The organism is Amycolatopsis sp. NPDC051758, assembly GCF_044453095.1.
Taxonomy (GTDB): Bacteria; Actinomycetota; Actinomycetes; order Mycobacteriales; family Pseudonocardiaceae; genus Amycolatopsis.
Genome location: NZ_JBITCJ010000014.1, coordinates 235,595 through 254,732 on the forward strand (window position 1 = coordinate 235,595; position 19,138 = coordinate 254,732).

17 protein-coding genes and 1 pseudogene are annotated in these 19,138 nt (G+C 70.1%); 12 read left to right on the forward strand and 6 right to left on the reverse strand.

Features of this window, described 5'->3' with window-relative positions; genetic code table 11:
* Nucleotide 1: 1 nt before the first annotated feature.
* From ACIA5G_RS45995 to ACIA5G_RS46005, 3 genes are read right to left on the reverse strand one after another with little or no spacing between them, the layout of a single operon-like run.
* Nucleotides 2-961, reverse strand: a complete 960-nt coding sequence (locus tag ACIA5G_RS45995) for a phytoene/squalene synthase family protein (protein WP_395935413.1) — start codon at nucleotides 959-961, stop codon at nucleotides 2-4.
* Nucleotides 958-2,439: a phytoene desaturase family protein gene (gene crtI, locus ACIA5G_RS46000; RefSeq protein WP_395935415.1), complete on the reverse strand. Its 1,482-nt coding sequence runs from the start codon at nucleotides 2,437-2,439 to the stop codon at nucleotides 958-960. The genes ACIA5G_RS45995 and crtI overlap by 4 nt, the downstream gene beginning before the upstream one ends.
* Nucleotides 2,436-3,533: a polyprenyl synthetase family protein gene (locus tag ACIA5G_RS46005; protein WP_395935417.1), complete on the reverse strand. Its 1,098-nt coding sequence runs from the start codon at nucleotides 3,531-3,533 to the stop codon at nucleotides 2,436-2,438. Before ACIA5G_RS46005 ends, crtI begins: the two co-directional genes overlap by 4 nt.
* Before the next feature lie 117 nt (nucleotides 3,534-3,650).
* Here ACIA5G_RS46005 and ACIA5G_RS46010 point away from each other — a divergent pair, with 117 nt between their 5' ends.
* From ACIA5G_RS46010 to ACIA5G_RS46020, 3 genes and pseudogenes are all read left to right on the forward strand, one after another.
* Nucleotides 3,651-4,535 carry a MerR family transcriptional regulator gene (locus tag ACIA5G_RS46010; protein WP_395935419.1) on the forward strand — a complete coding sequence of 295 codons (885 nt, stop codon included), beginning with the start codon at nucleotides 3,651-3,653 and terminating at the stop codon, nucleotides 4,533-4,535.
* Nucleotides 4,536-4,635: 100 nt separating this feature from the next.
* The gene (locus ACIA5G_RS46015; RefSeq protein ID WP_395935421.1) at nucleotides 4,636-5,652 is read left to right on the forward strand and encodes a DUF5914 domain-containing protein; all 1,017 of its coding nucleotides are present in this window, start codon (nucleotides 4,636-4,638) and stop codon (nucleotides 5,650-5,652) included.
* A gap of 93 nt (nucleotides 5,653-5,745) precedes the next feature.
* A pseudogene (locus ACIA5G_RS46020) lies at nucleotides 5,746-5,883 on the forward strand (HAD family hydrolase); the annotation flags it as partial.
* A gap of 137 nt (nucleotides 5,884-6,020) precedes the next feature.
* Here the strand turns inward: ACIA5G_RS46020 and ACIA5G_RS46025 are convergent.
* Entirely contained in the window at nucleotides 6,021-6,185 is a 165-nt protein-coding gene (locus ACIA5G_RS46025) for a hypothetical protein (protein ID WP_395935423.1), read from the reverse strand.
* Nucleotides 6,186-6,336: 151 nt separating this feature from the next.
* Between ACIA5G_RS46025 and ACIA5G_RS46030 the strand changes: the two genes are divergently transcribed.
* Entirely contained in the window at nucleotides 6,337-7,230 is an 894-nt protein-coding gene (locus ACIA5G_RS46030; RefSeq protein ID WP_395935425.1) for a hypothetical protein, read from the forward strand.
* Between the two features lie 954 nt (nucleotides 7,231-8,184).
* Here ACIA5G_RS46030 and ACIA5G_RS46035 read toward each other — a convergent pair.
* Nucleotides 8,185-11,052 carry a glycoside hydrolase family 9 protein gene (locus ACIA5G_RS46035; protein WP_395935427.1) on the reverse strand — a complete coding sequence of 956 codons (2,868 nt, stop codon included), beginning with the start codon at nucleotides 11,050-11,052 and terminating at the stop codon, nucleotides 8,185-8,187.
* A 236-nt stretch (nucleotides 11,053-11,288) separates the two neighbouring features.
* Between ACIA5G_RS46035 and ACIA5G_RS46040 the strand changes: the two genes are divergently transcribed.
* A complete protein-coding gene (locus tag ACIA5G_RS46040) occupies nucleotides 11,289-12,041 on the forward strand; it encodes a glycoside hydrolase (RefSeq protein ID WP_395935429.1) in 753 nt (250 codons plus the stop codon).
* A gap of 26 nt (nucleotides 12,042-12,067) precedes the next feature.
* Entirely contained in the window at nucleotides 12,068-13,432 is a 1,365-nt protein-coding gene (locus ACIA5G_RS46045) for an endo-1,4-beta-xylanase (RefSeq protein ID WP_395935431.1), read from the forward strand.
* Nucleotides 13,433-13,654: 222 nt separating this feature from the next.
* Here ACIA5G_RS46045 and ACIA5G_RS46050 read toward each other — a convergent pair whose 3' ends face one another.
* Nucleotides 13,655-13,816, reverse strand: coding sequence for a helix-turn-helix domain-containing protein (locus ACIA5G_RS46050; RefSeq protein WP_395935433.1), 162 nt, complete (start codon nucleotides 13,814-13,816; stop codon nucleotides 13,655-13,657).
* A gap of 481 nt (nucleotides 13,817-14,297) precedes the next feature.
* Here ACIA5G_RS46050 and ACIA5G_RS46055 point away from each other — a divergent pair, with 481 nt between their 5' ends.
* The 6 genes from ACIA5G_RS46055 to ACIA5G_RS46080 all read left to right on the forward strand — a co-directional run.
* Complete coding sequence (locus ACIA5G_RS46055; protein ID WP_395935435.1) at nucleotides 14,298-14,975, forward strand: hypothetical protein; 678 nt, start codon at nucleotides 14,298-14,300, stop codon at nucleotides 14,973-14,975.
* 67 nt (nucleotides 14,976-15,042) lie between these two features.
* Nucleotides 15,043-15,717 (forward strand): hypothetical protein, encoded by a 675-nt coding sequence (locus ACIA5G_RS46060; RefSeq protein WP_395935437.1) that lies wholly within the window; start codon nucleotides 15,043-15,045, stop codon nucleotides 15,715-15,717.
* Between the two features lie 20 nt (nucleotides 15,718-15,737).
* Nucleotides 15,738-16,169: a hypothetical protein gene (locus ACIA5G_RS46065; protein ID WP_395935439.1), complete on the forward strand. Its 432-nt coding sequence runs from the start codon at nucleotides 15,738-15,740 to the stop codon at nucleotides 16,167-16,169.
* A gap of 531 nt (nucleotides 16,170-16,700) precedes the next feature.
* Nucleotides 16,701-17,093 carry an ankyrin repeat domain-containing protein gene (locus tag ACIA5G_RS46070; protein ID WP_395935440.1) on the forward strand — a complete coding sequence of 131 codons (393 nt, stop codon included), beginning with the start codon at nucleotides 16,701-16,703 and terminating at the stop codon, nucleotides 17,091-17,093.
* Nucleotides 17,094-17,130: 37 nt separating this feature from the next.
* Nucleotides 17,131-17,292, forward strand: coding sequence for a hypothetical protein (locus ACIA5G_RS46075; RefSeq protein WP_395935442.1), 162 nt, complete (start codon nucleotides 17,131-17,133; stop codon nucleotides 17,290-17,292).
* On the forward strand, nucleotides 17,289-19,138 hold a 1,850-nt coding region (locus ACIA5G_RS46080; protein WP_395935444.1), incomplete at its 3' end, for a hypothetical protein. The genes ACIA5G_RS46075 and ACIA5G_RS46080, both read left to right, overlap by 4 nt.

The following is a 19,138-nucleotide window of genomic DNA, read 5'->3' on the forward strand; positions in this document are numbered from 1 at the left end:
GTCACGACACCGCCACGGGAGCCGGCGCGGGGTTGCGCAGCTGCAGCCATTGGGCGCGGGTGAGGGCGCCGGCGGCGATCATCACCCGGCGCGTCCGCGGCACGGCGGCCCGGCCGGCGAAGACGTTGTGCCCGGCGCGCTCGATGCGGTCGAGGATCTCCGAGTAGAGCCGGAACGCCGTGGCCACACAGGCCCGCGACACCGGGTGCAGCATGGCGATCCCGGGCCTGGCCTGGTCGTAAACCGTTCTGGTGACGGCGATCTGGGCGGCGAGCGCGTCCCGCACCCGCTGGTCGACCCGGCCGTGTTCGGCGCACCAGGCCAGCCGGTCGCGGTCCACCCCGAACTCCGCCAGCTCGTCGGCCGGGAGGTAGACGCGGTCGCGGGCGAGGTCTTCGGCCACGTCACGCAGGAAATTGGTCAGCTGGAACGCTTTTCCCAGCGCCGCCGCGTGGGGTGCTGCTTCGTCCCGGCCGGTGACGGTGCCGAGCACCGGCAGCACCTGCAGGCCGATGACCTCCGCCGAGCCGTGCACGTAGTCGTCGAGCGCGGCGCGCTGCGGGTAGTCGGTCACGCTCAGGTCCATCCGCATCGACCGGAAGAAGGCGCGGAAGTGCTCACGCGCGATGCCGTAGCGCGCGCAGGCGTCGATCACGGCCGCGAGGAGCGGGTCGTCGCTGCGGCCGGCACCGAACGCCGCGAAGAACCGCTTCTCGACGGCCTTGAGCTCGGCCGCGATCGTGGCGGGCGTCGATCCCGGGGCCGGTTCGTCGACGATGTCGTCCAGCCACCGGGCGAAACCGTAGAGGGCGTGGACGGCCGGACGCTGCGGCGGGGACAGCAGCCTGGTGGCGAGGAAGTAGGTGCGGCCGTGGCGCGCGTTCAGCTCCCGGCACCGCTGGTAGGCCGAGCGCAGGACCGGCTCGCGGATGCCGGCGGCGTCCAGTTCCCTGCGGGTCATCGGGCACCCTCCGGCCCGGTGACGCGGTCGGCGGCCAGCCGTCCGGACAGCAGGACGGTCGGCACGCCGACGCCGGGAACCGTGCCGCCGCCGGCCAGTACGACGTTCTCCACGCCTCGTGGCAGGTTCCGCGGCCGGAACGGTCCGGTTTGGACGAACGAGTGCGCGTAGCTGAACGGGGTGCCGGCGACCATGCCGCGCGCGGCCCAGTCCGCGGGGCTGATCACGTGGGACATCTCCACCTCCAGACCGGGCAGCAGGCGTTTGCGGGCTTCGTCGAGCACCGCCGCCGCATAGGGTTCGGCTTCGCGGGCCCAGTCGATCGGGGCGCGCTGGAGGTTCGGCGTCGGCGCGAGGATCGAGAACAGGTGCCGCTTCGCCGGCGCCAAGCCCGGATCGCTGACGGTGGGCCGGGTGATCAGCAGCGAGGGGTCGCTCATCAGCCGTCCTTCGGTGATCAGCTCGCGGAACGTCGAGGCCCACCGGTCGCCGAAGGAGATGCTGTGGTGCCCGACGTCGGGCCAGTCCCCGGCGGCGCCCACGTGCACGACCAGCGCCGACGGCGCGGGGGAGAGGGCGAGCGCGCGGCGCGGGGTCCGGCCCAGCAGCCGGTAGCTTTCGGGCAGCTCCGCGGTGAGGACGACGGCGTCGCAGGCGATCCGGTCTCCGGTGGTGGTCAGCACCGCCGTCACCCGGTCTCCGCGGCGTTCCAGCGCGTCGGCTCCGTCGTCGTAGCGGAACCGCACGCCGGCCGCTTCGGCCGCCGCGGCCAGCGCGCGAGGCAGTGCGGCGATGCCGCCTTCGGGGAAGAACACGCCGCCCACGGTGTCCATGTAGGAGATCACCGCGTACAGCGCCAGGGCCCGCATCGGCGATTCACCCGCGTAGAGCGCCTGGAAGGTGAAGACCCGGCGCAGCCGCTCGTCGCCGAGGAACGACGAGATCCTCGGCTCGAGACGGCGGAATCCGCCGAGGGCGACCAGCCGGGCGAGGTCGCGGGAGACGAGGCCCAGTGGCGAATCGATGTTCGACGCGATGAACCGGTCGAACTCGGCCCGGTAGAGCCGGGTCAGCCACCGGCGCAACCTGAGGTAGCCGGCGGCCTCGGCCGGCCCGGCGAACGCGCGGACCGCGTCGGCCATCGCCTCGGCGTCCGAATGCACCGCCAGCCGGCTGCCATCGGCGAAGGACGCTGTGTAGGCCGGATCCAGCCGCCGCAACGGCAGGTACCCGGCCATGTCGGCGCCGACCGCGGCGAAGGTGTCGCGCACGATGCCGGGCATGGTCAGCACGGTCGGCCCGGTGTCGAGCGAGTAGCCGTCCAGCTCGACCCGTCCGGCCCGGCCACCGGGCCCCGGTCCGCGCTCGAGGACGGTGACCCGCCGCCCGCGCCCGGCGAGGTGCAGCGCCGCCGCCAGCCCCGAAAGGCCGGCGCCGACCACGACGATGTCGGTCGTCCGCCCGGGAACCGTCTTCACCGGACCCGGTCCGTGCAGCGGGCCGCGAGCACGGCGAGGGTTTCGAGCATCCGGGAGGGGATCGCGGTGTCGTCGATCGCATCCAGCGCCTTGCGCACCCGCCGGTCGATCAGCTTCTCGAGCTGATCCGGTGCGCCGGTCGCCGCGATCGTGCCCCGCAAGCAGGTGATGGCGTCGTCGTCGAGAAACTCTTCGTCCAGCAGGAGTTGCAGCTCCCGCCGCTGCGGGGCCTCGGCCATCGCGACCGCGAGCACGACGACGCTAGAGGCCTTCCGGTCCCGGAGGTCCTGGCTGACCGGCTTGCCGGTGAGGTCCGGGTCGCCGAAGACACCGAGCAGGTCGTCGCGGAACTGGAAGGCTTCACCGACCAGGCCGCCGTACTCGCCGAGGGCCCGGAGCACGGGGGCGTCACCGACGGCCAGTGCGGCGCCGAACTCCAACGGCCGCCGGACGGTGTAGTTGCCGGACTTGCGGCGGATCACGTCCAGCACCGCATCCCAGCTGGGCAGGCTCCGCGCGTCGTTCACGAGGTCGGCGAGCTGACCGGCGGCCAGCTCGGAGCGCATCGCGTCGTAGTGCGGCCAACCTCGGGCCAAGGCCGGCTCCGGCACGCCGCTTTCGCGCAGCATCTGCTCGGACCAGACGAGGAAGAGATCGCCGGACAGGACCGCGGCCGATTCGCCGAACCGCGTCGCCGAGCCGTTCCAGCCCTGGTCGCGGTGCCAGCGTGCGAATTGTGTGTGCAGGGCGGGCCGGCCACGGCGCAGCGCCGAGCGGTCCATGACGTCGTCCTGGGCCAGCGCGAAGCAGTGCAGCAACTCCAGGCTGGTGGCCGCGCGCAGCGCCGCTTCGTCCTCGGGCCGGGCGCAGCACCACCCGACGTAGGCGAACAGCGGCCTCAAGAACTTTCCCTCGCGGACGAACTCGGGCAAGGCCTCGATCGCGAGCGCTCCCTCGCCCCGCCCCAGGAACTGTTCGTCGCACCGCTCGGCCACGAAGCCGCTCGCGTGCTCGAGACAGGCGTGGCTCACCGACGTCAGCCAGCCGCCGGGTCCCGTGCTCGCCGGGACGACGCCTTCCGTCGTCGCCGCCATGCACGCTCCTCTCTTGGCCGGGCGTATCGATGCGCAACCGTTGCACATGCGCTGGGACTTGTCCACACGAGATCCGACCCGGCGGAAAACGCGACGTGGTGTGGGATCGTGAACCCGATGAATGTCGAAGCGACCACGACCACGGGGCCGGCCACCAGGGCGACCTGGACCCCGGGGAAGGTCGCCGAGCTCCTGGGCGTCTCGCCGGTCACTCTCCGCAGCTGGAGTGCGCGCTACGGGATCGGCCCGGCGGCCCGCGAAGACGGCGGGCACCGGCGCTACTCGGACCTCGACGTCCGCCGGCTCCAGCACATGCAGCGGCTCATCGAGCGGGGGATGGGGGCCCGTGAAGCCGCGGCGACGGCGTTCCCTGTTCCCGCGGACCTACCCGTGCCGGTGCCGCAGCGCGTGCGCGAGCTCGGCGACGCGGCCGAGGAACTGCGGTTCACCTCGATCGCGGCGATCGTCGACACCACCCTGACGGCGCTCGGTGCCGCCGCCACGTGGACCGAAGTGGTCGCACCCGTACTGCGGAACCTGGGCGGCCGGTGGCTGCGCGGCGAACCCTGCTTCGAATCGGAATGGGCGCTGAGCCAGGAGGTTTCGGGCGCGTTGCTGCGGTTCACCGCGGGCCGCGAACCGATGGTGCCCAGCACCACCGGCCGGCCGGTGGTGCTGGCCTGCTGTCCCGGCGAACGGCACTCCCTGCCGGTGGAGTTCTTGCGAGCGGCGCTGCTGGAAACGGGCGTGCCGGTGGTCTACCTCGGGCAGATGGTGCCCGCCGAAACCACGCTCGGCGTCATCTCGAAACTCGAAGCCGCCACCGCCCTGCTCTGGTCGATCTCCCCGAGCACCGCCGACGAGCCGCTGGCCCGGCGGCTCCAGCGGCGCGGCGTCGCGGTGTGCGCGGCCGGGCCCGGCTGGCACCGGCAAGTCGTCCCGGGGCTGCCCAAGGTCGGCGACATGACCGCGGCGCTCGAGTTCCTCACCGGCCACCCCTGAGCTCGAACCTCGCGCGCAAGCGTTGCACGATCGATGCGGATGTTCGACGATGATCCCGTCAGGTGTGGACGGCCGAGTGCGGCGGGCGGGAGCGTGGTTCATGACGGTGCGGCGGCAGCTCGATCGTCGGTGGCCGCGAAACTGGCCGATCCAGCCGTTCGGCGAGCCGAGCTGGGCCAAGCAGGAACCGACCTACCGCGACTGCGGCCCGGCCGTGATCGAAGCCGCGGTCAAACGCGCCGAGGCGCGCTCGTCCGGCAATTGGTACGTCCTCGCCGCGAGCCGTGAAGTCCGCGACGACCGCCCCTTCGGCCGCCGCATCGGGGGGCGGGAGCTGGTCGCGTGGCGTACCCGGGCCGGCGAACTCAGGGTGGGCCCGGGTGCGTGTCCGCACCTGGGGGCGCCGCTGGCGGAAGCCCGGCTCGACTGCGACCAGCTGGTCTGCCGCTGGCACGGCCTGCGGATCGGTGGCGAGCGGCAGGCGGGCTGGTCGCCGGTCCCGTCGTTCGACGACGGCGTGCTGGTCTGGGCGAGGCTCGATCGGCTCGGCGGGGAACCGGCGACCGAACGGCCGGTGGTGCCGGCCCGACCGCGCCCGGAAGTCGGGGTGGACGCGGTCGCGACGGTCATCGGCGTGTGCGAGCCGGCCGACGTCGTCGCCAACCGCCTCGACCCGTGGCACGGAGCGTGGTTCCACCCGTACTCGTTCGCCCGGCTGAAGGTCCTCGACGCACCGGTGGGCATCGACGTCGCGGACGCCGACGACCGGTTCCTGGTCGAGGTGACCTTCCGGCTGGCGGGCCGGTGGGGAGTGCCGGTGGTGGCCGAGTTCGTGTGCCCGGAACCGCGGACGGTCGTGATGCGCATCGTCGAAGGCGAAGGGACGGGCAGCGTGGTCGAAACCCACGCCACGCCGCTGGGGACCGGGGTGGACGGCCGCCCGCGCACCGCCGTCATCGAGGCGGTCGTCGCGGCGTCCGACCGCCCGGGGTTCGAGGTGGCCCGCAAGGCCGCTGGTGTGTTGCGCCCCCTGATGCGTCGCACTGCCGCCCGGCTCTGGCGCGACGACCTCGCCTACGCCGAGCGCCGGTATGCGCTGCGCGCCGAGGCACGATGACACGCCTGGGCGTCGGCCGCCGCGGTCGCCGACACGCCGGTCGACCGAGTCACCTCCGGCAGCGTCCAGCTCTGGCGATAGGGAGAACGCCCCATGCCGGACGAGCCCGCCGCCCTCGCCGCGTTCGGCTACGAACTCGGCCTGCTCGAGCGCATCCGACGTGCGGGGTGGTGGCACGTCGGTGTCCGCGATCCCGAGTCGGTTGCCGAGCACAGCCTGCGAACCGCTCGGAAGCGCCTCGCGACCGAGACCGCTCGACGCGTCGCCGAGGCCGCCGTCGCGCTCTCTCCGCTGACCTGGCGAGACCGCTAAGACAGGCGACGTGCTCCAGTGACCGCTGAGGCGGCGATCTTCACTGACAGAAAGCCTCACAGTTCACGAACGAGGCCAGCGCGTCGAACCTCACCGCCCGCCAGCACCGTCCCGACCACGACCTTCACCACGGTGTGGCCAACCGTTTCTTTGAGCAGCGGGCCTGATGCGCCGGTGATCGCGCAGAGGAAGGCCACGATGGCGATCAGCACGATCGTCACGTCAGCGGACCTGCGCCGCGGTGTGGACAGCTGGGAGCAAGTCCCCCGTGAGAAGTAGTTCCGCGTGGGGTCAGTGGATTCCAGGGATACTCGGCGAGCAGGTCGCCGTCGAGCGGCATCGACTCGCGTTTCCGGCTGTAGGGTCGCGGGCGTGATCATCCCGAACGGCGTGGACGTCGCCTTCCCAGATGCGGCGGCGGCGATCGACGCGCGGCGGGCCGCGCTGGTCGGGCACCGTGACGGTGGCGAGCAGACCGTCCTGCTGATCGCTGACGTCGACACGGCGGTGCGTGAAGTCCCCTTGCCCGATCCGGGCTTGTTCGACCGGGTGGCGTTGCTGGTAGGTGGCGGTGAGCTGCTCATCGCCATGAACCACGACCGGTTGCTGCGGGTTGAGGCCGACCTCGAGGACCTGGCGGTCGATCCCGGGCTGGACGTGCCCGCTCCGGCGCCGCCGGTGGTGGCCGGGGGAACCGCGCACAGCTCCGACGGCAGGGTGTGGCCGGTGCGCCAGCAGCTCAACGGCGACGAGCCGCGCTACCTGCGGGATTTGGTCGTCGAGGAGGGGACCGCGGCTTACGGCGAGTTGCTCAGCCTGGTGGCGGCGGACTTCCCGACCACCGGCCAGGAGGACCCGGCCCAGCTGCCCGACCTCGGCGATGTGTGGACCGACGGCGACGAGCGCGTGGTGTTCGTCGTGGGGCGCGGGTTGTGGGCGCGCCGTAAACACGGCGTGGACTTCTACGGCTGCTACCGGCTGGGTCCGGACGGCCGGGTCATCGACCGGATCTGGGAGGACACGGGATTGCACGAGCGGCCCGGCAAGCACGGCATGGACGGGCGTTTCACCCACGGTGGCGAGTTCGTGATCCTCACCCCGGTGTTCAAGTCCGGCGGCCGTCAGCGTGTGTTGTGCGTGGCCGACGGCTCTGTGCGGACGGTCAAGCTTCCCGCCGCCACGCATGTCTTCGACCATGTCGCCGGGTTCTGGTGGGTGCGCACGGGAACGGAAGTCTTTTGTTGCCCGGACGACGAAGTCTTCTGACCGCAACCCGTGCGGCCGCGGGCCGTGGACGGCGCTGACGCCGGGAATGAACGAGTTCTACTACCGGGCACGCGCGAAAAGGGTGAGATTGAACGACCGACGGCGCGTTGAGCCGGTCACCTCATCTGGCACGGTCGCCGGTGAGTGCCCGCGGCCGGGCCAACTCCGGTACCGTCTGAGGAGCCGGCCGGGCGTAACCCCTCTGAGGACTGTCTAGGAGCCCTGTTGGACGGGGCGGTCGGTTACGCGCGTTCGAACGGCGCGCGGCTGTCGAGGGCTACCCCGTGGACACCGAGGGGACGAGGATCAGCCCGAGCGCCGCGCACGCGGGCAGATGCCGGTGGCTGATGCGGCTGGACCTCAGCCGGCCAGAGCTTCGAGATCGGTGACGAACGTCGCCGAGGGACGGACCAGTCGGGCTCACTCGGGCGGTGCGGCTTCAGCGCGTCGGAGAACCGGATATGACGGATCTGCTCCAAACAGCATCATGCCGACGACGACCGCGGTGGGGCCCACCGAGCCGGCCGACCGACTTGATCGACGAGCCGGGCCGAAAGCAGCGCGGACTGGATGCCCTGGCGGCGATGAGCCGGGATGGTCGCCGCGCCGGCGAACTGGCGCGACGCCGTCTGCGACGCGGAGACTGGCGCCACCGGCGAGGACGCCGACGCGCAGGGCCGCGTAGCGGGTCACCCCGGCCGTGGCGAAGTCGCGTTCGGCGTTCACGTAGATCTCGCGCGGGAATTCTTCGTGCCAGGGCGCGCCTTGGCGGTCGGGCCGGCGACGGCGTCGGCCATGGACTTCGAACTCGTCGTCGCCGCTGGGCGATCGCGGGGTCGGCGAGGTGGGCGAGTTCGATCTGCGTGGGAGCGTCGCAGGCGGGGAAGGCCCGTTCGAGCTCGCCCTCGGCCGGCATGCCGCCGGAGCCGAGGCCGGCCACGGTGACCGCCCGGTTCAGCCGCACGTCCTCCCGTTCACCGAGAACGACTGCGGACGGGCGTTGGTCCCGGTGTAGCTGCCGTTGAAGCCGATCGAAGCCGACTGGCCCGGGGCCAGTGCGGCGTTCCAGGACAGGGCCGTGGCGGTCACGTCCGCGCCGGACTGCGCCCACGTCGCCGACCAGCCCTGGGTCACCTTCTGGTCGCCCGGGAAGGTGAAGCCCAGCTTCCAGCCGGACCACGCCGCGGCACCGGTGTTCTTGACCGTGGCGGTGGCCGTGAAGCCGCCGTTCCACGTGTTCGCCGCGTACGTCACCTCGCAGCCGCCCGCCGGGGTGGCCGGCTGCGTCGTGAACTGGGCGGCCGCCGAGTCCGGGCTCGTCAGGCCCGCGCCGTTGCGCGCCACCACGACCACGGTGTACGCGGTCGACGGCGTGAGCCCCGTCAAGGTCGCCGTCGTTCCGGTGACGGTGGTGAGGACCGTGCGGGCCGAGCCGGTCACGCGGACCACGTCGTAGCCCGCGACGCCGCTCTCCGGGTCCGCGGCCGCCGGCCACGTCAGCGTCGCGCCGCCGCTGGAGACCGCGGACACGGCGGGGTTGCCCGCCGCGGCCGGCGCCGTCGTGTCCACAGTGGACGACGACTTCTCGGCGGTCCAGCCGGCCAGCCAGGCCAGCGCCGAGTTCCAGTTGATCGCCACCTCGTTGACCGAGTACGCCTGGATGTCGTCGACGAAGCACCGCTGGGGCGCGCAGCCGGCCAGCAGCCGCGCCGCGGTCGGGTCCTGCAGGCCGCTGTTGGGCCCGCCCGACAGGGCGCCGGGCGGGGCGGTCGGCAGCGACGCGTCCAGCTGGTGCGCCCAGAACCGGTGGTGCACGTTGGACACCGGCTGGTCGCCGTGGCCGGAGACGTACGAGTAGTTCGCCGGGTTGCGGCCCAGCAGGTAGTCCATCGCCGCGAACGCGCCGTCGCGGTACTTGTCCTGCTTCGTGAAGTCGTAAGCCAGGGCGAGCACCACGCCGTTGTTGGCCACCAGGCCGTTGGATCCCCACTCGTACGTGCCGTCGGCCGTGCGGTAGGGGGCCGGGTACCCCATGGCGCTCATCTGCGCCAGGTGGCTGTCGGCGGTCGTGGTGACGGCCGTCTTGATCGCGGCGACGTCCGCCGCGGGCAGGTCGGTGGGTACCAGGGCGAGGGTGATGTCGCCGAGCGCGCCCGTCGAGGCCCAGTCGAAGCCGTGGGTGGAGAAGCTGACGCCGCGGTAGAGCGACGACCCCGTGACGTCGCCGCGGTAGGCGCTCTTCCCGGTGGTGGCGAACAGTTCCGCGGCCGCCCAGTAGAACTCGTCGGTCACGGTGTTGTCGCTGTAGGTGCCACCGCCGGTGCCGTCGTTCGGGTCGGCCAGGACGTTCGGGTTGGCCTTCGCCGCCGCGTACGCCTTCTCGGCCGCGGCGAGCAGCTTCGCCGAGTACGCCGGGTCGATGGTCCGCCACAGCCGCGACGCCTGCGCCGCGACGGCGGCCATGTTCAACGTCGCCGCGGTGCTCGGCGGCGACAGCCGGCGCGGCTGGCTGTCCTGGTCGGGCCGGGTGGGCAGCGACGTCCACTGCGCGTCGTGGATCTTGTGGTGGACCATGCCCGCGCTCGGCTTGCCGTCCGGCACCTGCATTTCCAGGAGGAAGTCGACCTCCCAGCGGGCTTCGTCGAGGATGTCGGGCACGCCGTTGGCGCGCTCCGGGATGGCCAGTTTCCCGTCGCCCAGCGCGCTCGCGTCGCCCAGCTTCAGCGCGCGCTCGTACTCGTCGAGCAGTTCCCAGGCCGCGATGCCGCCGTTGACGACGTACTTGCCGTGGTCGCCGGCGTCGTACCAGCCGCCGCGCACGTCGAGGGTGTAGCCGCAGGTCAGGTCCGATCGGCAGGGGACGTTGTTGTCACCCTGGTTCGGCGCGACGTTGACGTGCCCCGCCGGGCGCGCGTAGGCGGCGCCGGCGTACTGGGCGTCGATCGCGATCCCGCTGCGCTGGTGGTAGAAGAACGCCAGCGAGTCTTGGCGCAGCTTCTGCAGCCCGTCGGCGGAGATGGCGAACGGGAAGCTGGTTTCGGACCCGACGGTCAGCGTGTACCCGGTGCCCGGGGTGTTGTAGGCGGAGAAGTCGATTTCGTGCACGTTCTCCCCGGACGGCGCGTCCGCACCCCGGGGCGTGGTCTGCCCGGTGGCCACGGTGGTCCCGGCGGAGTTCTTCAACGTCCACGTCTGCGGCGTGGCCGAGTCGCTGATCAGGGTGGCCCGTTTGGGCAGGCCCGGCACGTAGCTCTCCTGGTTCACCCGGATGCCGCTGGTCGGGGGCAGGCCACCGGGTGGGACGACGCCGCCGACCAGGGAGATGTTGTCGAGGCAGACGGTGTTGGCGGCGCTCTGCCCGCCGAACCAGAAGGCCAGCTGGCCGTTGCCGGCGGCTGGGAAGTCCAATGTGGACGTGAAGGTGACCGTGAAGTGCTGCGTGGACGGTGTCACCGTCAGGTCGGTCCGCGAGATCTGCCGGTAGGGCGAGACGGCCTCGCCCGCGACGGCGGAGATCTGCTGGGCGGTCGTCGCGTGCGCGTCGAAGGTCAGGGTGTACGGCTGGCCTGCCTCGAACGGCACGCCGTTCTGGCCGGACAGCGCCTCGTAGCCGTTGGCCGTGCCGCCGGGGACGTCGGTGCAGAACTCCCCGCCGGTCACGCGGGCGGTCGTCCCTGACCCCGCCCACCACGGATCGGAGGTGCCGCCGGAAAAGGTGCCGTTGAGCAGGCGCTCGTACTCCGCGGCCGACGCGGGCACGGCGGTCGCCGTCAGCCCCAGTGTGACCGCGGCCAGCAAGGCCAGCACCTTCGTTGCCCGCATACGCCATCTCCTCGTCTTCGTCGGCGTGCCGATGGTGATCCGGACTGAGAGCGCTCCCAGGCGACGGTAACCGTTCCCCGGCACCCTTGGCAATCGTCAGCGAAACTTTCGAAGGATGAAACGGAAAATTGATCACGGTCGAAGTCTTTGCTCACCGGTTCCCCTGTGGTTTCATCAGAACCTGCCCGAACTGAGAGCGCTCCCAGAGCGCTCCCACAACGAAGTGGAGGCGGCACGTGAAACTGAAGCACGCCCTGTCCGCGGTAGCCCTGATCACGGCCGGCCTCGTGGCCCCGGCCGTCGGCACGGCTCCGGCCGCCCACGCGGACACCCTCATCTGCGACCAGTACGGCACCACCACGATCGGCGGCCGGTACGTCGTCATGAACAACCGTTGGGGCAGCAGCGCCCAGCAATGCATCAACGTCACCGGCAGCGGGTTCCGGATCCAGACCCAGCAGGGCTCGACCAGCGGCGGAGCCCCCCTGTCGTACCCGGCGGTGTACGTCGGGTGCCACTACGGGAACTGCTCTCCCGGCACGAACCTGCCGCGGCAGCTGAGCCGGATCGGCAGCGCGTCGTCCTCGATTTCCTACACCTACGTCGGCAGCTCGACCTTCGACGCCTCCTACGACATCTGGATGGACCCGACGGCGAAGACCAACGGGGTCAACCAGATGGAGCTGATGATCTGGTTCAACCGCACGGGATCGGTGCAGCCGGTCGGCGGCCGGGTCGGCACCACCAGCATCGGCGGCCGGAGCTGGGAGGTGTGGCAGGGCAACAACGGCGGCAACGACGTGGTCTCCTACGTCGCCCAGTCCGCGATCACGGGCTGGTCGTTCAGCGTCCTGGACTTCGTCAACGACGTCGACGCCCGCACCCGCGTCGATCGCTCCTGGTACCTGACCAGCATCCAGGCCGGGTTCGAACCGTGGAGCGGCGGCGTCGGCCTGGCGGTCAACTCGTTCTCGGCCAACGTCAGCTGAAACCCCGTGTGCGGAAAGGGACCAACATGAAGATCACCTCGCGGTCGTGGTCACGAGCCGCGCTCGCTTCGACGCTCCTGGCGGCCTCGCTCGGGGTGACGCTGGTGCTGTCCACCACGGCCGGCGCCGCTACCACCCTCGGTGCGTCGGCCGCCCAGACCGGCCGGTACTTCGGCACCGCTGTCTCGGCCGGCAAGCTCGGCGACTCGACCTACGCCGGCATCCTGAGCCGAGAATTTAACATGGTGACGGCCGAGAACGAGATGAAGTGGGACGCCACCGAGCCCAACCAGAACCAGTTCAGCTACGGCAACGGCGACCGCATCCTCAACCAGGCGGTGAGCAACGGCGCGCGGGTCCGCGGGCACGCGTTGCTGTGGCACCAGCAGCAACCGGGCTGGGCCCAGGGCCTGAGCGGCTCCGCCCTGCGGTCGGCCGCGATCAACCACGTCACCCAGGTCGCCACCCACTACAAGGGCAAGATCTACGCCTGGGACGTCGTCAACGAGGCCTTCGCCGACGGCGGTGGCGGCGGCCGGCGTGACTCCAGCCTCCAGCGCACCGGCAACGACTGGATCGAAGCCGCCTTCCGCGCCGCGCGGGCTGCCGACCCGGGCGCGAAACTCTGCTACAACGACTACAACACCGACGGTGTCAACGCCAAGAGCACCGGTATCTACAACATGGTGCAGGACTTCAAGTCCCGCGGCGTCCCGATCGACTGCGTCGGCTTCCAGTCCCACCTGTCCAACTCCGCGCCGAGCGACTACCAGGCCAACCTGCAGCGGTTCGCCAACCTCGGCGTCGAAGTCCAGATCACCGAGCTGGACATCTCGGGTTCCAACCAGGCCGGCGTCTACGGCACGGTCACGCGGGCCTGCATGGCCGTCGCTCGGTGCGCCGGCATCACCGTCTGGGGCATCCGCGACAGCGACTCCTGGCGCACCGGCGAGAACCCGCTCCTGTTCGACAACAACGGCAACAAGAAGGCCGCTTACACGAGCGTTCTGGACGCGCTGAACGCCGGCGGCTCGACCACCACCCCGACCACCCCGACGACGCCCACCACTCCCACCACGACGACGACCACGCCCCAGCCGGGCGGGTGCGGCGCCTCGGTCTCCCTGAACTCGTGGAACGGCGGGTTCGTGGCCACGGTGAAGGTCACCGCCGGCTCCACCGCCCTCAACGGCTGGTCGGTGACGACGAACCTGCCCTCCGGCGCGGCGGTCACCAACGGCTGGAGTGCCGCCAACAGCGGCACCAGCGGGGCGGTGACCTGGACCAACGCCGGCTACAACGGCAGCGTCGCGGCCGGGCAGTCCACTGAGTTCGGCTTCCAGGGCACGGGCCGTGCCGACGGCGTCACGGCGGTCTGTGCCGCGAGCTGATCCACTCCACCGCCGGGGCCCGGCACCGCACACCGGGCCCCGGCACTCCAGCAACGCCGGGCGAACCAAGTCCCCTGCCGATCCCCGGGGCTGCCGCCGGCGCTCGGGGTGCCGGCGGCAGCCGCCGGATCAGGGCGCTGGTGACCTGTGTGGTCGCAGCCGTTGTCGCGGTGTCCAGCCGTTCCGCTTGGCGGGCGAGCCGGGCCGCAGTGGATGGCGCGGTCATAGCCCTTCGGGTTTCCGGATCGAGGTGCGGCGCACCGCTGGCGCGGGGGCCGTCGTTTCGCCGGCGGTCTTGCGGACCTCGGTCTCGACGGTCTCGACCTCGATGAGGTCGTTCGGGGTGCAGTCCAGGATGTCGCAGAGTGCGGCGAGGGTGTCCATCGACAAGCGTTGTGGCGGTTGGGAGACCAGCCGGAAGACCTGCTCACGGGGTCGACGACCTGTTCGACCTGTACTCCCGGGCTCTTGCGGCAGCCCGTCACAGTGGTGATCGCTCTGCCGAACTCGAAGTATTGATCAATCTAGGCGAGACGCTTCAACGTCGCGGCCAGCAGCGACGGCGAGGTCGTCGGGGGTCGAGGTGGTTGACCGCGGCAAGCCGGCGCAGGAACGACTCGAGGGTCTCCCTGTCGACCGGGGTCAGCGGGACCGGCAGGCGCCGCAGCGGTCCGCCGACGGCGTTACCCACCTCGCCCGGAGGCGGCCGCCGGCGCTGGTGCCCGCGTGCTGGCGCCGCGGTCATCCGCTCGAGCCCGTGACCGGAACACGGGTGCGTAGGAAGCGGCGGACGCTACTTCTACGACGAACTGTTCGAGGAATTCTTCGAGGGGGCCTCTTCCCGGCGTCCGCTGGGGAGTGCGATGTGCCCGACGGGCCGCGCAAGCCGACTGCCGAAGACGGCATCACCCAGAAACCGATCAACGAACGGCCGAGCGGACAGAACACTACGCCGACCCAGCCAGGTACGAAGAACGGCGACAGCGGCCCTGCCGACGAGCCGGCGAACACGGCAACCGAAGCGGAGGTCAACCCCGCGGCGGACGGCCAGTCACCGTTCGAAGGCGCCACCCAACCGGGCGGGCCGTCCTCGGAGCCGGCCGCGGACGGGAGCCGGATCAGCGGGCTGAGCGACGACGACCAAGCGAGCATCCGGAACCTGAGGGACGCCGTCGACCGCGCCAGGGACGGAACGATCGACGACATCGAGAACACGCTGACTGAGCCCGAATTTGAGCAGATGCAGCGGGCGTTCGACGGAAAACGCTACTGGCAAGTGAGGCAGTTTTTCGGGAAATACATCGAAAAGGCCGTCGCGCAGGACCCGTCGGTCAATGCCGACCAGAACGTCACCCGGCTCGGGCGGCCGTTCCGGGCGGAGTCGGATTTCCAGGCCGGGAAGTTCAACATCGACATCACGACTGATACTGAATACTCCGAAAGAGCGCACCTCAGACGTGGCTACATCGACTCGAAGGAGAATTTGCTGACCTATCGGAGGCTGACGATCCCGGATATGATCGAACTCTTTGGAGAGGCCTGATGATCCGCCGGGTATGCTGCGATCGTCCGACACTGCCCCAACCTTGTGAGTGCGCGAGATGAACCGAGTGACCTACGAAAGCCAGGAGTTCCAGCACCTCCGGCTCGTCGACCGGCAGCACACGCTTGCGGGTATCTCGGTCCGGGGCGGCGAACTCTTCGACTGTGTCATCGTGCAGGTCGACGACCCGGCGTACCCCATCCGTGTCGTCGACTCGGAGATTGCCGGGACGCGGCTGGTGAACAGCGCCGCGTTCGGCGTACGGTTCGAGAACGTCACGGTGACCGACTGTCCCACCCCCGCGGATCCGGTCTTTTTGGACGGTTGCCTGTTTCGGCATGTCGTTCTGCGTGGGCGGTTGGGCTCGTGGCTCTTCCGTGAAATGCCGAAGTCGGTTCCTGTTGACCGCCGGGATGCGTTCGCCGAAGCCGAGCGGCAGTTCTACGCGGAAGGCGAGTACGCGCTGGACATCAGCGAGGCGGTGTTCGAATCCGCGTCGATGTTCTCCTTGCCGGGAGAACTCGTCCGGCGCGATCCGGAGACGCAGTTCCTGGTCCGTAAGGAACGGTTGGCCGGGGCGGATCTCTCGATGCTGCCGCGGTCCGCCCAGCGCTGGCTGAAACGCGTGGCTCGCAGCCCGTTCGACTCCACCGTCCTTGTCGTCGGTCGCGACGAGCCGGACTTCAAGGAGAGCCTGGCGAGCCATCGGCAGCTGGTTGATCTGGGCATCGCCGAGGCTTGAGGACGAAGGGCAAGGTCACGGTGCTGTACACCTACTTTGTGGCGCAGGGGGACCGAGATGCGGCGACGGTCGCTGCTCGTGTCGACGCCGAACTTGCCGGGTTGGTGGTCAAGGGAGCCGATCCGATGGACGGCCTCGCACGACTGGAAGCAGTTCTCACGGGGCGATCCGTCGACGAGATCCAATCCGACCCTCGGTACGGCTCGGTGGTCGCAGAGTCCGACGAGGGTGACTGGGTCGTTCTGTCGTTGACTGACCCGCTGACGAGCGTTCTTGCTGCGGCTGAGCTGGACGTACTCCGGCGGGCGGTGACGAAGGCTGCCGGTGCGGGAGGTTCTCTCAGCATCGTCGCCGATCGGTCGGCGCTGGCGGAGTTCACGGCAGAGCTGGCAGTGCTGGCTCGTCGCGGCGTCTCGGACGGTCACAAACTGTACTGTCTAATCGCTCCTTGATATCTCGTGCGGTCGGTCGTGTCGGGACTCAGTCGGCGGACAGTCGTGCCGGCCTGTCGCGCGGTCTGCCTGCACCACATGCCCGGTGATGGGTGGGATTTGTGCTCGCGACCATGCCAGTGCGGAGATTACCCAGCACCGCGGGGGCCGGCGGGGTTATCTGGTGGGACGTCGTCGGCGTCGGCAGGTCGTGGCCGTCCAGGTCCTGGCAGAAGGTGACGATGAAGTCGCAAAGCTGGCGGTGGGAGGCGGCCACCGGCCGGCAGGCAGGCGGCAGCTCGGTGTATCGACCTGTGCCCGCGCAAGATTCATCGCTGCGTCGGGAAGGGAGTCGGTGACCATGCCCCGCGCGGTAGGGACCAGATCACGCAGGATGTCAATCGATCCGGAAGCCGTCGGATCCGCAGAGGTGCTCTCCGAGATGAGACGGCGACGCAGCGTTACGAATACTTCTAGGTGGCGTTTCACGAGCGACCACACGAACGGAATCGGGCTGAGTTATCTCTATGTGCAACGCCAGGAGGCATTGATATGGTTGACCGCCAAGGGCGCTCAGAGTTGCATTACAGTGCGCTTGAGGGTGCCGCTGATAAGGCCCGTGCGCTCCTGGTGGAAGGACTGGACCCGAACCTCGGGGATCGTCACGGCTTCGTTCCACTCCATTTGGCGGCGCAGCAGGGAAATGTGGAGGTCGCCCAGGTTCTGCTTGAGGCCGGAGCAATCGTCGATGCCGTCAATAAATACGGAAACACGCCGCTGTTCATGGCTGTATTCAATTCGCGGGGTCGAGGCGGTGTAATTCAATTGCTTCCTCGAAACGGGGCTGATCCGCGCAGGATTAATGTCTCTGGACAGAGTCCCGTTGGGCTTGCTCGGCTCATTGCGAACTATGATGTTAGGCAGTTCTTTGATGACGTGGAGTAGATCTTGATTTGCAGATTCTGAGATACGGAAACCGGGGTTGAGTCCGAATACGGCCGCGACGAGTTGCGGACCGGCCTGGGCCGCGATCCAGCATCACGTCCTGCCCAAGCTCACCCCGGCCGAAGTCGAGCACGCCCGCGCCGCCGCCGCCCCAGCCACGTGGCTGGACCTGGTCGAAGACCCGTGGGAGCACCAGTGACCTCGACCGCCCGCGCCGTCGGCTCCCCGGCGTATGACCTGTTCGTGCTTGCCGGCCGCCCGTTGCGCCCCGGCGTCGCCCTCGAGACGACATCGCGGTTCGCGGACCTGGTCTGGGATCTCGGACCGGCGATCCTGCAGCATCACGCCGGACGCGTCCGCCTCGACTTCGCCCGTGTCCCACCGTCCTATCGCGACATCGCCAAGCAACTCTGCCACGCCCTGCTGTCCGGACCGCTGCCGCCGGACGAGCTCCGTCCTGCAACCAGCACGGTGAGGCGCATCTTCAGTTACCTCACGCGGTTTCTGGCCTGGCTCGACACACAGCCGCCGGACGATGGCACCCAGGCGCCGGTCCGGCTCGCCGACGTCACCTCCGCTCGGCTGGCGGCCTTCGAGCACCATCTGCGCGACTCCGGCGTATCCGCCGAGGGTCGGGCCGGGGTCTGCAGCGCGGTCCGGATGCTCTGGCGCTTCCGGCACTGCCTCACCGACGGTCTCACCGTCGACCCCGCGGACCTGACCTCCTGGGGCGTACCCGCCGCGCAGCGGCGGGAGAACACCACCGCCCGGATTCCCGAGGAAGTCCTCGGGCCGCTGATCGGCTGGGCGCTGCGCTTCGTGCGAGACTTCGCCCCCGACATCGTCAGCGCTGCCGAGGCATTGCGGGCCTATCGCCGTCCACATTGGATCAACCGCCGAGGCGACAACACCGGCGTCGGCGCCCGGATCCAGCAGGTTCTCGACCACTACGTCGCCACCGGCGAACCGCTGCCCGGATACGAGCACCGGCCCAACCTGAAGTTCCTTGCCTGGCAGGCCGGATGTCATGTCTCGGCGCTGTACTACGGTCACCGGCCCGAGTTTGTGCGTACCGCTGCCGCGATCGTCGGAGTCGCGTCCGGCAGCCGGCTGCCGGTCCCGATCCAGGGCCGCCTCAACGGACAACCCTGGCTGCCTGGCATCCCCGTCGGCCATCCGCAGCACTCGGTAAGCATGCTTGGCCGGATCCTGTTGGTTGCCTGCTACATCGTCATCGCCTTCTTCTCCGGCATGAGGGACGGCGAGATCAAGCACCTGCGCCGGGGATGTCTGCGCGTGCAGCGCACCGCGGATGGGACGGCGTATCGGTGGAGCGTGCAGAGCCTGGCCTTCAAAGGCGAACGCGACCCGCGCGGCACGCCCGCGACCTGGATCGTCGGCGAACCGGCGGCCCGCGCTGTCGAGGTCCTCGAGCAACTGCAGCCCGCCCGGTCCGACGACCTGCTCTTCGCCACGCTCGACGTCACCACCGCGCCGCACTCGCCCGAGGCGCGTGCCGCGAGCGGGAAGGTCCCGAGCGGCGCCACCACCAACAAGCAGATGCGGGACTTCGTCGCCTGGATCAACCGCTACTGCCGGGCCCACGACCGCAGCGACGCCATCCCCGACGTCGACGGTCGGCCGTTGCGGCTGCGCGCCGCTCAATTTCGCCGCACGCTGGCCTGGTTCATCGCCCGGCGCCCGGGCGGCTCGATCGCCGGTGCCATCCAGTACCGGCACTTGAGCATCCACATGTTCGAGGGCTACGCCGGCACCTCGGACTCCGGTTTCCGCGCCGAGGTCGACGCCGAGCAGGCCCTCGCCCGCGGCGAGGTGTTGCTGAATCTGGCCACCGATCACGACCACCCGGACCTGGCCGGCCCTGCCGCCGCCGAGGCTGGCCGTCGCCTCGGCGGGTTCGCCTCGGCGTTTGCCGGGACAGTGGTGACCGACCCGGTGCGCCTGCGGCGGATCCTGCACCGCGACGACCCCGCGATCTACCCCGGTGAGTACGTCACCTGCGTGTTCAACCCCGACACCGCGCT

Excerpts from the sequence above, each read along its gene's own strand:
- ACIA5G_RS45995 (WP_395935413.1), bottom strand. The coding sequence starts at position 961 with ATGACCCGCAGGGAACTGGACGCCGCCGGCATCCGCGAGCCGGTCCTG.
- ACIA5G_RS46005 (WP_395935417.1), bottom strand. The coding sequence starts at position 3,533 with ATGGCGGCGACGACGGAAGGCGTCGTCCCGGCGAGCACGGGACCCGGC.
- ACIA5G_RS46010 (WP_395935419.1), top strand. The coding sequence starts at position 3,651 with ATGAATGTCGAAGCGACCACGACCACGGGGCCGGCCACCAGGGCGACC.
- ACIA5G_RS46015 (WP_395935421.1), top strand. The coding sequence starts at position 4,636 with ATGACGGTGCGGCGGCAGCTCGATCGTCGGTGGCCGCGAAACTGGCCG.
- ACIA5G_RS46035 (WP_395935427.1), bottom strand. The coding sequence starts at position 11,052 with ATGCGGGCAACGAAGGTGCTGGCCTTGCTGGCCGCGGTCACACTGGGG.
- ACIA5G_RS46045 (WP_395935431.1), top strand. The coding sequence starts at position 12,068 with ATGAAGATCACCTCGCGGTCGTGGTCACGAGCCGCGCTCGCTTCGACG.
- ACIA5G_RS46050 (WP_395935433.1), bottom strand. The coding sequence starts at position 13,816 with ATGGACACCCTCGCCGCACTCTGCGACATCCTGGACTGCACCCCGAAC.
- ACIA5G_RS46070 (WP_395935440.1), top strand. The coding sequence starts at position 16,701 with ATGGTTGACCGCCAAGGGCGCTCAGAGTTGCATTACAGTGCGCTTGAG.